This window comes from Spirosoma profusum (genome assembly GCF_014699005.1).
Lineage (GTDB): Bacteria > Bacteroidota > Bacteroidia > Cytophagales > Spirosomataceae > Spirosoma > Spirosoma profusum.
Genome location: NZ_JACWZY010000024.1, coordinates 129,260 through 146,384, shown reverse-complemented (window position 1 = coordinate 146,384; position 17,125 = coordinate 129,260). Strand labels below are relative to the sequence as shown.

Below are 17,125 nucleotides of genomic sequence, written 5' to 3'. Positions count from 1 at the left end.
CCCGGACTGGATTGTCCCGGACTGGATTGTCCCGGACTGGATTGTCCCGGACTGGATTGTCCCGGACTGGATTGTCCCGGACTGGATTGTCCCGGACTGGATGGCCCCGGTTTGGATGGGTCTGCAACGCGCTGAGAAGGCACCGTAGTGGGCGGGATGCCACCCTTTGCGGGCAGTCTGGGTAAGGTTGGATTCTGGGCCAATGCGCTGAATGTCAATAGCATTCCAGTAAGCCCCAGAAAGGCCCGTAATGCGGTAATAAGTCGAATCTGCAAGGGCCGCAAAATAAAGTGTCCTTTTTTCAGGTTTATTAAAAAAATTATATTTGCCTAAAGACTGCAAAGTCTATGGCTTACAAAGGTATTCACGAACGATTATCCCACTGTCTTTTTGAACCGTTTTCGGCTGTTAAATATTATTAAACCCATAAAGATGTCAACTCACGGAATAGTGACAACATTGGCTATTCTGGTATTACCCCTCCTTGCCCTGACAACGCCCGACGCGCTCCTGCAGGCACCGCCACAGGATACCACTCGGCAGGCATCTCAGGCTCAGGCGGCTCCGAATCAGGTACGCACTATTGTGCTTGATGCCGGACATGGTGGTAAAGACCCAGGGACGCATGGCCGGTATGCCAAAGAAAAAACAGTCAACTTGGAGCTAATTCTGCTTCTTGGTCGTAAAATTAAGTCACGCCATCCAAATGTTCGGGTCATTTACACGCGAACTACCGATCACTTTGTGGATTTGTATGAACGCGGTGCTATTGCCAATCGCAATAAGGCCGATTTGTTCATTTCGATTCACTGTAACGCAAGTCCTTCGAGTAGTAAGGTTTATGGAACCGAAACGTATACGTTGGGCTTACACCGTACGCAAAGTAATCTGGACGTTGCCCGACGGGAAAATGCGGTAATTCTCCAGGAAAAAAATTACCAGCAGACGTACAAAGGTTTCGATCCGAATTCGCCCCTCGCTACTATTATGCTGGCTAATTATCAGCACGCGTTTATGGAAAGCAGTATCAACTTTGCCGAAAAAATTGAGCGCAGCTTTCGGTTAAACGCCAACCGGAAAAGCAACGGGGTAAAACAGGCAGGATTTATCGTTCTCTGGAAAACGACGATGCCCAGTGTGTTGATTGAAACCGGCTATATGTCGAACCGCGAAGAGGAAGATTACCTGCGTTCCGAAGATGGACAGGAGGAAATGGCGGATGCTATTTATAAAGCGTTCGCCCGGTATAAAGAAGAAATCGAAACGGCAGAGTAAAAAGGCTCCGGCTGTCGGCGACATTGTTGCAACCCAGTTAGTCGCTGGCGCGACTCCCACTGTCGGGTCCTGATTAATCAATTATTTCCCTAAATTAAGGGACAAACTGGCGTCGAAGTTGGTTATATGGTCAATCAACGGAGTGACGCAGCTCGTTGAGTTGTTCACGTTTTCTCACGCATGAAAATTTCACAGGAAGTAAAAGTAGGATTGCTGGCGGTTGTCTCACTGGCGATGTTTTACTTTGGTTTTCGATTTCTAAAAGGCTCTGACTTTTTCAATACAACCAATAAATACAAGGTTGTATATGACAATATTGATGGCCTGACCGTTTCAAATCCTATCAAAATTAACGGCCTAACTGTCGGCCGGGTAAAAGCTATTGAAATCCTTCAGGATCAGGAAAATAAACTACTCGTTACGGTAGAGATTAACCAGGGCATACGTATCACGCAGGGTACGAAAGCTTTCCTGTCCGATGATGGGCTGCTGGGTGGAAAAATGATTCAACTCAGTAGTATTAACGCCAGCAAACCGTTGCTCGAAGACGGGGGAAATCTAGTATCGGCGAAGGAGACAGGCTTATCGGCGTTGATTCGCGAAAAAACGCTACCTGTTCTGAACAACGTCGATTCGCTAACGTATCAACTAAATAAGGTAGTAGCCCAGTTCGACCAGACGGGCGTGATGCTCAATCAGACGCTACGTAGCGCCAATAATGGTGTGAAAACGCTCGATCTGACCATCGGCGAAAACCGGGCTGGACTTCGTGCTACGTTGGCGAACGTGAGCAACCTGTCCAAATCGCTGGTCGAAACCGAAAAACAACTCAAACCTATTCTGGCCAAAGCCGATACGTTTGCCGACTCGCTTCAGGGTCTGCAACTGAAACAAACTTTATTGACAGTTAACAAAACGGTCGATAACCTGCAACGTATCCTGCTGGACGTTAACCAGGGAAAAGGTTCGCTGGGTAAATTAACCTCCGACGAAGCGCTGTACAGCAACGTAAACAAAACGACGGCCAGCCTTGAAAAACTCCTGACCGACTTGCGCGAAAACCCCAGACGCTACGTTCATTTTTCACTTTTCGGCAAAAAAGATAAAGCCAAAACTGAGCTTCCTGCGAATACGACCATCACGACAGCCACTGTGATTCCGACGAAGGCTGATTCAACCCAAAAGTAACGTAACGCACTGGTGATACGTTACCAAACGTAACGTAATACGTCTTCACTACGTTGGTGAGGAACTACGTTGTTAATTCGAGAACGGGCGTGTATTTTTAAGAAAATAAACTCCTTAGGATATGGTAGCAGTTGAAAAACGGATAATGAGCCCCGAGGAATACCTTTCCGCCGAACGGCAGGCCCTCGACAAAAGCGAGTTTTTCAATGGTGAAGTAATTCCTATGGCTAGTGCAACCCGCAATCATAATCGTATTACTGAGAACTTGTCCGTACTAATTGGTGCTTTTCTCGAAGAAGCGTCTTGCCAGTCTTTTTCGTCGGATATGCGCGTTTACTTGCCCGCGACGGAATTGTTTGCCTATCCCGACATTGTGATTGTTTGTGATGAGCCCGAATTAGTGCCCGATGAATTTGACAACTTACTCAATCCAGCAGTTTTAATTGAGGTAATGTCAGCAAGTACGGAAGATTTCGATCGGGGACGGAAGTTTCTGCGCTATCGTAGCATTCCTACGTTTCAGGAATACGTATTGGTTGATTCACAACGAGTTGCTGTAGAGGTATGGCGTAAAAATGATCTTAGCCAATGGACACTCGCTGAGCAGACTACCGATGATCTAGCTCATCAGTTTACCATTCAAACCATCGGCCTGACTCTTTCGCTGGCTAAAACGTACGCCCGTACAACAGGTTTAGCAGTCAGCTAATATTTTAGCCCTACCACTGACGCCTATTTACATGCAATCTCTCCTCGACGAATTAACCCAACGAAGCACCCAAACTCAACTCGGTGGTGGGCCCAAAAAAATCGACGATCAGCACCGGAAAGGAAAACTAACGGCACGCGAACGTATCGATTACCTGGCTGATGACGGAAAACCGTTTGTTGAAATCGGGCTTTTTGCGGGTGAGGGTATGTATGCCGAACACGGCGGTTGTCCATCGGGGGGCGTAGTGGTGGGGATTGGCTACGTATCAGGTCGTCAGTGCGTGATTGTGGCGAACGATGCGACTGTAAAAGCCGGTGCCTGGTTTCCAATTACAGCTAAAAAGAATCTGCGGGCGCAGGAAATCGCGCTGGAAAATCGATTGCCGATTATTTATCTGGTCGATAGCGCGGGCGTTTATTTGCCCTTGCAGAACGAAGTTTTTGCCGATAAAGAACACTTCGGCCGGACGTTTCGCAATAACGCCCAACTTTCGGCGATGGGTATTTTGCAGGTAGCGGCTATCATGGGAAGCTGCGTAGCGGGCGGTGCATATTTGCCAATTATGTCCGACGAAGCCTTGATCGTGGAAGGAACCGGTTCCATTTTTCTGGCTGGCCCTTATCTGGTAAAAGCCTCTATTGGTGAAGATGTTGACGCCGAAACGCTGGGTGGAGCTACCACGCAAACCGACATTTCGGGCGTAGTGGATAACAAATACCCCGACGATAAAAGCTGTTTGGACGCTATCAAGCGGATTTTCGATAAAACCGGTCATACCGAATCGGCTGGCTTCGACCGTACTGAATCTGCTCCGCCAACGAAAAACCCCGACGAGATTTACCAAGTTCTCCCAGCCGACCGCGTCAAACCATATGACATGCTGGAGATTATTGAGCGGATTGTCGACAACTCCGAATTCGATGCCTATAAACCAGGTTATGGTCAGTCGCTACTATGTGGCTACGCTCGAATCGACGGTTGGGCGGTGGGGATTGTGGCCAACCAGCGTAAAGTGGTGAAAGCTAAAGGACGTACCGGACAGGCTGGTGAAATGCAGATGGGCGGTGTCATTTATGGAGATGCCGCCGATAAGGCTGCTCGTTTTATCATGAACTGCAACCAGAAACGAATCCCGCTGGTGTTTTTGCAGGACGTATCAGGCTTCATGGTTGGCAGTCGGGCTGAGCAGGGCGGTATTATTAAAGACGGTGCCAAGATGGTCAGCGCCATGGCTAACTCGGTGGTGCCCAAATTCACGGTTGTTATTGGAAATTCGTACGGAGCGGGCAACTACGCCATGTGCGGCAAAGCCTACGATCCTCGCCTGATGCTGGCCTGGCCGACGGCACAGATGGCCGTAATGAGTGGCGCTTCGGCCGCCAAAACACTGCTCCAGATTCAGGTAGCGGCCCAGAAAGCGAAAGGCAAGCCCATGACGCCTGAAGAAGAACAGGAACAACTGAAAAAAATAACTGATCAATACAACGCCCAACTGTCGCCCTATTATGCAGCCGCCCGACTCTGGGTCGACGCAGTTATTGACCCGCTGCAAACCCGGACAATTCTCTCCGAGGGCATGGCGGCCGCCAACCATGCACCCATCACAAAGCCATACAGCGTAGGGGTGATTCAGACGTAGTGGTTTTTCTCCCTAAACAACGTAGCAGTTATAAAGGCGTCTTTGTTGAATCACGGACGTAGCATTTTTATACAAAAACTCGAACAATCTATTTCGAGAGTGATACGTCAAACCACTACGTTCGTATGCCAAACTGCTGCTACGTCCTTCAATTAACAATGCATTACGAGCGAGAATAAACAGTCGTTTTGCATACTGGCAACTCGTCGGTTGTTTCTTCTCCTCTCCAAACGTATTACGTTCAGTTCCAAATCTGCCTGGGAAAGGCTTCGTTTAAACGTAGCAAATTCACTTTTTGCGTTGGTTTAGTAACGTAGCTGGCCCCGATTGTACAGATGATAAGGCTGTCAACTATACAATCGATTCTACCTACTGCTTATGTAAAGCCGCCAGCTATTTAGTCTCGCTCGCAGCTCCTACCTCCTGTCTTCTATTTTCGCCGTCGCCTATCTGAACAAGGTTTCAGAGCCTGGTCACTGTATCTTAATCAAACCTCACGTTTATGCTAACGTTTATTCAATCCATTCGCGAACGGTTCCAGCTTCACCAATTACTCCTGATCACTACATGTCTGCTGCTTGGTATGCTCCAGCCTGTACAGGCTCAGTTTGCGCAGAAGCAGAAAATAGTGGCAGGCGACCGTGATTCTTTTAACTTCTTTAGTAATTCACTAGACATTTCGGGAAACTACGCCATTATCGGCGCTCTGAATACCGATACAGATGCCAACAATGCCAATCCTATTTCGGATGCAGGGGCTGCTTATATTTTCGAATTGCAACCTAACGGGCAATTTATCCAAAAACAGAAACTTGTAGCCAGCGACCGGGCACAGCAGGACTATTTCGGTGAGCAGGCAGTTATTTCGGGAAATTATGCGGCTGTTGGTGCCCATTGGTGTAAAACCGATGCCAATGGCGCTAATCCAATTGCGAACGCGGGTGCAGTGTATATATTTGAACGACAGGGGGATGGGCAGTGGACGCAGGTCGCTAAACTGGTTGAGCCAGATCGGGGTGCTAATCATAATTTTGGCAATGCCCTTGCTATCTCCGGTGATTTTATCATTGCCGGTTCGTACAACAACACGACAGATGGCAACGGTGGTAATCCATTAACTGGTGCGGGAGCGGCCTTTGTGTTTCAACGCCAGCCAAATGGACAATGGACGCAGGTCGCAAAACTTCTGGCATCTGACCGCAGATCGGGGCTTAATTTCGGTAAAACGGTCGCTCTTGACAACAATTATGCAGTGATTGGTTCCACAGATTCTTATGATGCTCAAGGCAACAATTTTGCACTAGCTGCCGGTTCTGCTTATGTGTTTGTCCGGCAGCCGAACGGGCAATGGCAGCAACAGGCAAAGCTGGTGGCCAACGACCGCTCGGCTGGTAGCTATTTTAGCACATCGCTCAGTATATCAGGGAATTACATAGGGGTAGGCGCCCCTTATAACACGACTGATCAGCAAAATGGGAATGCCCTGACGGATGCCGGCTCAGCCTATCTATTTGAACAGATAAATGGTCAATGGCAGCAAGTCAGTAAAGTGACTGCTCCTGATCGAGCGGCCAATGATCGCTTTGGGATGTCGGTGGCTCTGTCGGGTAGTACATTTCTGGTAGGTAGCCCCAGTAGCGCGTTCGATCCCTCGGGTGGCAATCCAATTGATCGATCAGGCGGTGCTTACTTTTATAAACGCCAGCCCAACGGCTCCTGGAATCTGGCCAACAAAACCGTGGCTAATGACCGGACAAACTACAACTTCTTTGGTCAGGAAGTGGCTTTAGAAGGAGATATGGCGTTGATAGGCGCTTATTACAATAGTACTGATATTGCTGGTGGAGAGTACAAATATGGTGCAGGCACGACCTATTTATTCACTCCCCAAAGCGTTGCAAATCAGGCTCCTTACGTAAGTCAGCCCATTGGTAATCAGGAAGTCCAATTTGGAAGTAACTACAATTTCGTTATTCCCGCCAACACGTTTACTGACCCGGAAGGGCAACCGCTCACACTCTCCGCAACAGGCTTGCCCAATGGTGTTACGTTAAATGGCAACACGCTCTCCGGCCCTCCGCTGGCACTAGGGGATTATACAATTACAATTAAGGCGACCGATACTGGTGGATTATTTGCTTCGACCAGCTACATGCTTCAGGTTAAACAGGTGGTTAACCCACCTCAACCGGGTAATTTGCAATTGATCGCGCCCTTGTACAATTGCCAGACGGGTGCTTTCACCTTTCAGACCACCGGCGGAAATGGTACGACTATTGAGTTTCGCTCTATCGGTATCACTGATTGGACGACCAATCCAAACCAATTTGTTGATACTGAGCTTCGGATGGCCGCCGATGCACAGCCCCTGCTGCTACGTGCCCGTCAGAACGGACAGGAAGTAACGTACATCTGGAACATCCGCGCTCAGTGCCCGGTTGGACCCAACAGCCCGCCTTTTTATACGGGTAACCTGGTTAATCAGGTAGCTCAGCAAAATAGTCCGTTCAGCTACGTATTGCCGGGCAACGTATTTTCAGACCCTGAAAATCAGGTCATGACGCTTACAGCCTGGGGTTTGCCAAATGGAATTTCACTCAATGGTATGACACTCAGTGGCGTACCTACTCAATCGGGTAGTTTTCAGGTTAGCATTCAGGCCACCGATTCGGGCGGGTTGTCGGCGGCTGGACTATTTACCCTGACGGTTAATCCGGCCAATGGCGGTGGTAATGGGCTGCAACTGGTAGCGCCCCAGTACAACTGCCAGACGGGCGCCTTTACGTTCCAGACTACCGGCGGAAATGGTACGTCCATCGAGTTCCGTTCCATCGGTATCACTGATTGGACGACAAACCCGAACCAGTTTGTTGACCTGGATTTACGGACCGCTGCCGATGCGCAACCCTTGCTGCTACGTGCCCGTCAGAGTGGTCAGGAAGTAACGTATATCTGGGACATTCGCGCCCAGTGCCCGGTTGGTGCCCGACTCGCTGCCAACGTAACAACGGAGTCAATTGCCAGTCTGAAAGCCGGGGTTTACCCAAATCCGGTAGGGGAGGAGTTTACGGTTACGATTGACAATGCGCAGGACCAATCAGTACGTCTCTTTTTAACGGATTTGAACGGACGCCCCTTACTCGACCGGGCTATCAACGTAACAACGCTACGTCATGAGGAGCGATTACGTATCGGTCAGGCAATCAGTGGGATGTATCTGCTACGTGTCAGCACTGCTCGAGAAACCATGTCTATCAAAGTCATTAAACAATAAGTTCTTCTTTGCCAGCTTACTACTACGTTGGTGTTAGCTTTTCAGAATCCGAAATTCATTACCCCGGTCTGCTACGTATCATCGCAGATCGGGGTAATGAATTTTGTGAGTTTTGTTCCCGGAATAATAAAGGAAAGTCGCTATTAGCTCCTCAAACGGCAATTAAAAAGCCAAACCAGTTCCAATTATCAAATAAGTAGAGCCTATTGTAAGCTGCTAACTACCAGCTGTTAAGTTCATTTTTTTACCGGCAATGAACGCTGTTAATTTTGACTATAATCAGTAAGTCTATGAAGACGTATCGACAATCCACATTCAAAAAGCCTGACGAAGCCGTCCAGTTTCTGGAAAACTGGAATCAGGAGGTTGAACTCCTCAATGGGTTCAAGTATCAGCAACTCACTATTCAAACAGCGTTTGGTAATACCAGGGTCTGGGCTGCGAATCCTCATCTGGTAGAGGCACCAACGCTGGTGTTTTTTCCGGGTGCCCGTACCTGTGGCCTATTCTGGGACATGGATAATGTGCTGGCGCCCTTTCGCGATAATTGCCGGTATTATATTGTGGATGTAAACGGGCAACCTAGCCTGAGCGATGGGCAGTACCTGAATATAAAAAGTCGGGATTATGGCTATTGGGCTGCTCAACTTCTCGATGCGCTCGACATAAGCAAAGCAACCATACTTGGCGCTTCGTTGGGAGGACTGATTTGCCTCAATTTATGCCTCGTAGCACCGCAGCGGGTTCACAAAGCCATTCTGCTGAATCCGGCAGGAATACAACCGTTTTCACTCTCGATTCAGAATTTATTCTACAACATACTTCCTGTTGTATGGCCTTCATCGACCACTATATCTAAATTTCTGAATAAGGCTATATTTTGTGCGCCCTTTCATCAGCCATCCAGCGCCTATCGTAATCTTATCGATTGCTATTTTCTTTATGTATTGCGAAATCATCGGTTCAAAGGCGATTATCCAGCTCCATTGCCTCAACACGATTTAGCACGAATACAAACCGATATCTATTTGATTCTGGGTGAAAATGATCTGTTATTTCCACCACGAGAAACCCAACGACTGGCGGCTGCTCATATTCCGGGATTGCGTGCCAGTCGGATTTTACCGCAGACGGGTCATGGCATCGAAACGTCGCGGCAGGCCCTGCAACTCGCTTTTGAGTTCTTCAAACAGGCCTCTTCCGCAGTAGTAACAACGTAGTATGATTTGACGATTTAGGCGTTCATTAACGGTAGTTCGATCACAACCCGCGTACCCGTTGCCTGATGGTCTTCGTTCTCTTTGTCAATAACCGTAACACCCGTTTGTTTTCCGTTACGTTGCCCAATTAGCTGAAGTCGTTCGGCGGTCACCTGAAGCCCGACACTTCGGTGCGACGTTGGGGTTCGGCTCTTGAGTTCAGCGGCTCTACGTCGGCCAATACCATCATCTTCCACAACGCATTCCAGATGGTCTGGCGTTGAACGTACCCGTACCCAGATCGTACCGGTTTCTGTTTTATGCGCGATGCCGTGAAGAATTGCATTTTCAATGTAGGGCTGGATAATCATGGGCGGAATGAGCAGACTTTCCTTGTTGAGATCAGGATTTGTTTCGATGACAAACTCGAATTTATGATCGAAACGTAGCTGCTCCAGTTCCAGATAGAGTTGAAGTTGCTCCAGTTCACTAGCCAGTGTGACCCATTCCTGACGCGAATTATCCAGAATCAGTCGCATTAATCGGGAAAATTTGACGAGGTATTTATCCGCATTATCACTGTCGTTCTGCAACACAAACAGCCGAATCGCATTCAATGAATTATACAGGAAATGCGGATTCATCTGCGAACGTAACGCTTTCATTTCCGTGGCTGCAAGTCGTTCCTTAAACTCACTTTTCTCGGCTTGTTGCAGCATCAGTCGTTTCTCCCGATTTCGGGCAATGAAGATAAACAGGCCAATAAACGTACCGAATAAGCCAAGCTGAAACCAGCCTGTTTGCCAGAACGGAGGCTGAATATAAATCGGTAACGACTGAACCGAACTCCAGTTGCCCTGCTGCGTACGGGCTCTCACCTGAAACAAATAATGCCCTCCTTTTACGCCCGTATACGTAGCAAACGTTCGGTTTTCACTACGTACCCAATCCGGGTCATAGTTTGTCAGCCGATACGTATACTCAATCGGAGCGCTGCCAGGAGCCGCCAGGGACGAAAATGCCAGCGTAAAAAAATTTTCTTTATACGTTAACTCAATAGGGGACGTATCGGAAAAAAGTGGGCGGGATTTTTCAAATACGGCCAAACTACTGATGACAGGCTTCGAGGCAGCTTGTGCGCCACCAATTTTGTCGGGGTTGACCCGGATCAGATTACCCGTATTGACAAATAACAGATCACCGTTGCGAAGTCGATACTGCGTATTTGAAAAGAAGTTATTTTCCCGTTGCCCATACCTGACACGCGGATTTACAATCCGCTCACGTACCGGATCAAAGATGGTGTGTCCTTCATACGAATTGACCCATAGATTCCCCTGACGATCAGGCAGTATTCGGTTGCATACATCCATCAGCAAACCATCACTTTCCATCCAGGATTTAAACCGGTTCCGCACTGGATCATACTGGACCAAACCACCTCCTTCCGAAGCATACCAGATTTTGTTGTCAGGTCCGGCCCAAAGGTCATTGATCGGTTGTTGCAGTACCCGGGGTCTTTGATTCTGATTCGGCAAATGAACCGTAAATGTCTGCTGATTGCTGTTGTATTGATATAATCGCCCCAGATACGTACCAAACCAGACATTTCCCAGTTTATCTTCCGCAAAGGACGTAACGTTTGTTACGTCGGAAGAACCCGATAAACTGTCTAAATTATGTCGTTTGTATATTTTCGTTTGCGGATGATACTCGAAGAGCCATCTGGATGAAGCACTGATCCAGACCGTTTTACGGCTGTCCTGAAACATCCAGGTGACATAGGATTCCTGCAATTTTTCTTTCGCAGGTATTCCGGTGAAGGGTTTATACTGTTGGGTAACGGGATTGAAAATTTGAATGCCGTTACGTGTGCATACCCAGATATTATCATCGACAATCGCCAGATGAAAAACAGTACTTACCGATAAAGGCAACGTAGCATGGCCAGCAACCGGATGAGTTGTAAATGTCTGCTTGCTTACATTATAGGCGATCAAACCATTCCAATTCGTACCCATCCATACCGTACCCGCGTCATCCTCAACTAAAGAAAAAATGCGGAGCGGGGATTTGCGCTCGGGAAAAGCAAGAGCAGGATTAAAAATAGTTTGATAGGCATTGTTCGGTTTATAAATAGACAAACCATACAGACCGCCAACAAACGTAACACCCTCCCGAGTCTGGAGCGCATCCCAGAAAAAGTTTGAATTTATACTACCTGGATCGGCATCGTCGTGCTGTAGTTGGATCCAGGTATTGGTAGCTGAAGTCCGATGGAAAATCTCATTATTCCAGCTACTCAGCCAGATATCATTTTGCGGATCGATGTAAATGGCCGAAATAGAAGCGAGTTCAACTTGTTTGTTCGACGCTAAAACAGGGGTTATTGCCGTAGTTTGATTATTTTTTGCGTTATACGCCAGTAATTGTCGCTGGTGTTCATCACCGAATAGCAATTGGCCAAGTCGGTCGAAAGCCAGCGGATAGATTCGGTGATCGGTGAAAGCGGTCGAATGTTGTGGATTGTTTCGGTAATTGTAAAAAACCTTCTTGTTCAGATCGAAACAGTTAAGCCCTTTTCCTGATCCCAACCACAATCTGGGATGATTGGGGTCTTCAACAAGCGAATTACGATGGATCAGGTTCGACGAAAGGGTTGCTGGATTGGCGGGATCATGCCGGTACGCTTTAAACCGATTTTTGGCCGGCAAAAACTCAAATAATCCGCCCAGCGAGGTTGCCCAAATGGTCCCGTTTCGATCGCAAAGAATATTGTTGACAACATTGTTACTAAAAGCCTCCGATGAATTTGTTTCCAATAAATAATTAGTGAACGTATTCGAGTCTTTCGAATAGCGGCTTACTCCGTTCACCGTCGCCACCCAGATGTTACCGGCTTTATCTTCGCAAATGTCCATAATATTGTTATGGGCAATCGAGTTGGACTGTGTGCGGTTATGCTTAAAAGGGATAAAATGAGTTCCGTCGAACCGATCTAGCCCATTAAACGTACCGATCCAGATAAAACCCTGACGATCCTGATGGAGGCAATTGATCAGATTGTAGGATAAGCCGTTTTTCGTTGAAAGCTGACTAAAGAAAATATTAGAAGAAACAGGAACAGTAGGCGATTGAGCCCAGCCGCAACAGGAGAAAATGAGGAGGAAACCTATCAGGTTGAAGCAAATAGGTTTTGTCTTTTTTAGTAAGGTTAGGATAAGGGTAAACCAACTAGAAATCCACATCATTGGTTAATTCATCGAAATCCGTGCATTTTCAACCTACCGCCGAAGCGATTCCACTTTATCAGTTTGGGATGATTCATTAGGGTAAGCAAACGTAACATTATTTCTGACTGCGTGTTGCTTTTACTTCTTCGGCGGTAACGGCGCCCGCTTTATTGCCGAAACTGCTACGTATATAAGTCAGTACATCGGCGATTTGAGGGTCGGTCAGGAAATCGTGAGCGGGCATGGCGTTGTCATACATATCACCTTCGATTTCCTGTCCCTGCAAGCCTTTCAGCACTACGTTAATCAGGCGGTTTTTATCGCCGTTTACCCAATCGGTGTTACGTAACGGCGGATTCAGATTAGGTACGCCCGACCCATTTACTTGGTGGCAAGTAAGGCAATGTTGTTCGTAAATAACCTGTCCGGATGATTTAGCGGCTGGTTTTTTGGCTGGCGCCTGCGCCAGAACAGCGGCAGGCAGAAGCAATGTAATAAGTGAGAATTTCCAAATCTTGCTCTGTAAGACGTTCATTATCAATCGATACGTTATTTGCGCCATTTTAGCGTATTCAGCATATGTACAATGTCGTTCCGAATATACTGAATAACGGGCTGGAGCGAATCGTTTTCCGTTGCTACGTTAAAATATAAGGCTCCCCGCAAAAAGTTTGTCGTCGAATCAGTCGTAACGAACTGAACCTGACTCGGAACTTCACCGGCCAAATCGATTATACTAGCTTCCAGCCCGGATTTCAACCGCAGTTTTCGCTGCTCAATCGCGTACGCTTTAATATTATGTCGAGCCGCTAGTTTGTAGGAATCTTCGAGCATGCTACGTAGCCGGTTCACGTCGTTCAGAACGGGCTTATACGTCAACTGAACGCTGGCGTGCCAGGCTGGGTAATTGATGAAAATCCAGTGTGGTTCGGAGCGGGCGAACGTATCAGGCAAAATGCGGGCAACTGAATTGTACTCAAACTGATACGGATGCGTTGCCTCGATCTGTTTATAAACGGGCTTGGGCAAATCGAAGCGGGGAAAGCCTTTCGGTTTGGGCGTATAATTGTCGGAAGAACTGCCGCTACAGGCCGCTACCAGTAACGTAGTAAAAACAAAAAGAAGTTGCTTGAACACGAATGATACGTTGAAGCCGTTTAAACTTTTGATAAAAAAAAGCGAGTGAATTTGTCATGCTGAGGTACGAAGCATCTTAAAGCATCCAGACATGAGCGTAAGGAAGTTTTAAGATGCTTCGTACCTCAGCATGACAAATTCGGACTCTAGAAAAACGCAAAAGCCCGGCATTTTGGTGTCAGGCTTTTGGTCAAAACAATGATTTTGACGTATTTATGCATTCACATCTTCCAGTTGTTCCTGCCGAACGGGCTGACCCATCAACGTAGCAAACCGATTGATATTGAAAGTAGGCTCAAACCATACTTGGCCCATAACCGGGTGTTTTACAGGGACATCCGGGTTTTTTATTTCATTTAGAAGAACACCCGTTTCGCCAGTAGTGTGGCGTTTTACCTGCCGAATGGTATACAACGTATCACGTTTAGGCGTCTGTATGCCAAATTCAGCGTAAAAAGCCAGCACAGGCGCTGGAAAGCTGTCGTTGGTGCAAATAACTTCCATTGTCTGAACCGGGATTGAGCTGATTTATGGATTTTTAGGATTTTTATGGTTAACACGATTTTGAGGAAAAATGTCCGAAAAATTCAAAAAATTGGTAACACAAAATCGTGAAAATCCCCAAATCTCCTAAATCCCGGTTCTGATTAACCTTCAAACAAATTCCCCAAATTTCCTAATACCGAACCGCCTTCTTTATGAGACTGAGCGCTGTAGGGTGCCAGACGCTGTACAAGTTTGGAAATCGGCATCGACTGAATCCAGACTTTTCCGGTACCACGTAACGTAGCCAGGAAAAGGCCCTCTCCGCCGAAAATCATGCTACGTAGGCCACCCGCCCGCTGAATATCGAAGCTGATACTCGGTTCAAAACCTACTACGCAACCCGTATCGACACGTAGCGTTTCGTTGTTCAGCGTCCGCTCGACCACTACGCCACCCGAATGAATAAAGGCCATGCCATCGCCCTGCACTTTTTCCAGAATGAAACCTTCACCCCCGAAAAAACCTGCGCCTAATCGCTGATTGAACTGAATACTCAATTTTGTACCGAGAGCCGCGCACAAAAAGGCATCTTTCTGCACAATCAACGTATTGCCGTAGATATTCGCCAGGTTAACCGCCATGATCGTTCCCGGATAAGGAGCCGCAAAAGCCACTTTTCGCTTGCCAACGCCCCGGTTGGTGAAGTGAGTCATAAACAGCGATTCGCCCATAATCATGCGCGAACCGGCATTTAACAATTTGCCTAGAAAGCCCTGGTCAGGTTGTGAACCATCACCCATTTTAGTTTCGAACGTAATACCGTCTTCCATGAACAGCATGGAACCTGCTTCGGCAATTACGGTTTCGTTGGGGTCAAGTTCGATCTCGACGATTTGAATGTCTTCGCCGATGATTTTGTAGTCGATTTCGTGAGAATACATGCTAGGAGTCGTTAGTGATTCGTCAAAAGTTTAGTGAACTATAGTCGAAAACTACAGAATCGTGGTCATTTTCCGGATACTTTTTCTGACAAACGGCACAAAAAAAGCCCGACCGGGCAATTTATCAGGTCGGACTTTTTAGCGTTGATTAATATCATCAGGCAAATCGTTGTCACTCTCGTCGAACAGACGTTCGTCATCGTCGTCTTTGTCATCGGGTTCGTCGGAGTCGGCTTCTCCCTTCAGATTCAGATCGGTACGGTGTCGGAGCTTTTTATCATCAACGGTTTTATTCAGAAACTGATTGATACGGTCAATGTCAAAACTCGTGGTGATTTCACCGAACGAGTTAATCTTAATGTCAAAACCTTCGAGTTCTTTATGAACGCGTGGTTTATCATTTTCGTCGGGGTTGGATTTTTTCTTTGCCATGAGTTTTGCGTTTGAGTACAAACTTAAAACCGAAACACGAGTGTAGTTATTAGGTTCAAAATTTTTAGTTAGCCGGTGCCACAAGTGTCGCGAGCGCGGTTTCCAAGCGACTAATCGTTTCCCCTTTACCAATGATTTCCATTGTCAGCATCAGATCGGGGCCAGCGCCCAGACCAGTTAGGGCCAAACGCATTGCCTGCATGATTTTTCCCTGTTTAATACCGGCTTGCTGCATAGCGTCGCCCAAGGTGTTCTTGATAGTATCGGCCACAAAATCGCCCTCGAACGAACGTAGCGCGTCGCGGAAAACGGTTACGGCGCGTTTGGCATCCTCGTTCCACTTAGCCGCTACGATGGCATCATCGTACGAAGCAGGTGCCTGAAATAACGTAGTAGCTTCGTTGAAAATGTCGCGCGCAAAATTGACACGTCCCTTCAGCAACGCAGCAATCTTCTCGGCCTTTTCAGCTGAACAAGTAAATCCAGCAACTTCAGCCTGTTGCTGTACAATAGGAGCCAGCTCAGCATCGGGGCGCTGGCGAACGTATTGATGATTAAACCACTGCGCTTTCTGAATATCAAAACGCGCCCCAGCTTTGTGGACTTGCGCCAGATCAAAACTGGCGATCAGTTCATCCATCGTAAATAACTCCTGTTCCGTTCCGGGATTCCAGCCCAGCAGCGCCAGAAAATTGACGGTAGCTTCCGGCAGATACCCATCTTCGCGAAACCCACGCGCTACCTGACCCGTAACCGGATCGGTCCACTGCAACGGAAAAATTGGGAAACCACCCAAATCGGCGTCACGTTTGCTGAGCTTGCCGTTTCCTTCTGGTTTCAGCAGCAGCGGTAGGTGCGCGAACTGAGGCATGGTGTCTTCCCAACCCAGATAGCGATACAGCAATACGTGCAACGGAGCCGACGGAAGCCATTCTTCTCCCCGAATAACGTGCGTAATGCCCATCAGATGGTCGTCGACAATGTTAGCCAGGTGATACGTTGGCAACCCATCCGATTTCAGTAAAATCTTATCATCAATGGCCGACGAATGCACGTTTACCCAACCCCGAATAATATCGTTCAGGCGAACTTCTTCCTTGCGGGGTGTTTTTAACCGAATAACGTAAGGCTCACCGGCGTCGATACGTGCGCGAATGTCGTCGGGTTTCATCGTCAGCGAGTTACGCATCTGCATCCGTGTAATGGCGTTATATTGCGCGGCTGGCGCGTTGGCTTCTTCAAGGCGTTTCCGCATGGCGTCCAGTTCTTCAGCCGTATCGAAGGCGTAGTACGCTTTGCCTTCATCAACTAGTCGCTGGGCCTCTTTCTGGTAAATGTCCTTACGTTCCGATTGCCGATACGGTGCGTGTGGGCCACCGCTCCCCTGACCTTCGTCGATCTCGATGCCCACCCAGCGGAGGCTTTCCAGAATGTAATCTTCGGCTCCCGGCACAAATCGATTTTGGTCGGTATCTTCGATACGCAGGAGCATTTTGCCACCCATTTTTCGGGCGAATAAATAATTATAAAGCGCAGTTCGTACCCCGCCAATGTGCAGTGGGCCAGTCGGACTAGGGGCAAAACGAACGCGAACAGAAGTTGACATAAA

13 protein-coding genes and 1 pseudogene are annotated in these 17,125 nt (G+C 47.7%); 6 read left to right on the top strand and 8 right to left on the bottom strand.

Annotation, left to right across the window (positions count from 1 at the left end; translation table 11 throughout):
- Positions 1–275: pseudogene (locus tag IC229_RS24320) on the bottom strand (hypothetical protein); the annotation flags it as partial.
- A gap of 157 nt (positions 276–432) precedes the next feature.
- On the opposite strand from IC229_RS24320, the gene IC229_RS24315 reads away from it, so the two are divergent.
- From IC229_RS24315 to IC229_RS24290, 6 genes are all read left to right on the top strand, one after another.
- Entirely contained in the window at positions 433–1,275 is an 843-nt protein-coding gene (locus tag IC229_RS24315) for an N-acetylmuramoyl-L-alanine amidase family protein (RefSeq protein WP_223834171.1), read from the top strand.
- A 180-nt stretch (positions 1,276–1,455) separates the two neighbouring features.
- On the top strand, positions 1,456–2,463 hold the full coding sequence (locus IC229_RS24310; RefSeq protein WP_190889748.1) for an MlaD family protein: 1,008 nt from the start codon (positions 1,456–1,458) through the stop codon (positions 2,461–2,463).
- A 121-nt stretch (positions 2,464–2,584) separates the two neighbouring features.
- Positions 2,585–3,172: a Uma2 family endonuclease gene (locus IC229_RS24305; protein WP_190889746.1), complete on the top strand. Its 588-nt coding sequence runs from the start codon at positions 2,585–2,587 to the stop codon at positions 3,170–3,172.
- A gap of 31 nt (positions 3,173–3,203) precedes the next feature.
- The gene (locus IC229_RS24300) at positions 3,204–4,814 is read left to right on the top strand and encodes an acyl-CoA carboxylase subunit beta (RefSeq protein ID WP_190889744.1); all 1,611 of its coding nucleotides are present in this window, start codon (positions 3,204–3,206) and stop codon (positions 4,812–4,814) included.
- Positions 4,815–5,316: 502 nt separating this feature from the next.
- Complete coding sequence (locus IC229_RS24295) at positions 5,317–8,088, top strand: putative Ig domain-containing protein (RefSeq protein WP_190889742.1); 2,772 nt, start codon at positions 5,317–5,319, stop codon at positions 8,086–8,088.
- Positions 8,089–8,378: 290 nt separating this feature from the next.
- On the top strand, positions 8,379–9,308 hold the full coding sequence (locus IC229_RS24290; RefSeq protein WP_190889734.1) for an alpha/beta fold hydrolase: 930 nt from the start codon (positions 8,379–8,381) through the stop codon (positions 9,306–9,308).
- A gap of 14 nt (positions 9,309–9,322) precedes the next feature.
- Here IC229_RS24290 and IC229_RS24285 read toward each other — a convergent pair whose 3' ends face one another.
- The 7 genes from IC229_RS24285 to gltX form a co-directional block, all read right to left on the bottom strand.
- Positions 9,323–12,538 (bottom strand): ligand-binding sensor domain-containing protein, encoded by a 3,216-nt coding sequence (locus IC229_RS24285; RefSeq protein ID WP_190889732.1) that lies wholly within the window; start codon positions 12,536–12,538, stop codon positions 9,323–9,325.
- A 97-nt stretch (positions 12,539–12,635) separates the two neighbouring features.
- A complete protein-coding gene (locus tag IC229_RS24280; protein WP_190889729.1) occupies positions 12,636–13,055 on the bottom strand; it encodes a c-type cytochrome in 420 nt (139 codons plus the stop codon).
- 14 nt (positions 13,056–13,069) lie between these two features.
- Entirely contained in the window at positions 13,070–13,657 is a 588-nt protein-coding gene (gene gldD, locus IC229_RS24275; protein ID WP_190889727.1) for a gliding motility lipoprotein GldD, read from the bottom strand.
- A gap of 213 nt (positions 13,658–13,870) precedes the next feature.
- Positions 13,871–14,161, bottom strand: a complete 291-nt coding sequence (locus IC229_RS24270) for a hypothetical protein (RefSeq protein ID WP_190889726.1) — start codon at positions 14,159–14,161, stop codon at positions 13,871–13,873.
- 143 nt (positions 14,162–14,304) lie between these two features.
- Positions 14,305–15,084 carry a TIGR00266 family protein gene (locus tag IC229_RS24265; protein ID WP_190889724.1) on the bottom strand — a complete coding sequence of 260 codons (780 nt, stop codon included), beginning with the start codon at positions 15,082–15,084 and terminating at the stop codon, positions 14,305–14,307.
- 138 nt (positions 15,085–15,222) lie between these two features.
- Positions 15,223–15,516, bottom strand: a complete 294-nt coding sequence (locus IC229_RS24260; RefSeq protein WP_190889722.1) for a hypothetical protein — start codon at positions 15,514–15,516, stop codon at positions 15,223–15,225.
- 64 nt (positions 15,517–15,580) lie between these two features.
- Complete coding sequence (gene gltX / locus IC229_RS24255) at positions 15,581–17,122, bottom strand: glutamate--tRNA ligase (RefSeq protein ID WP_190889721.1); 1,542 nt, start codon at positions 17,120–17,122, stop codon at positions 15,581–15,583.
- Positions 17,123–17,125 lie beyond the last annotated feature (3 nt).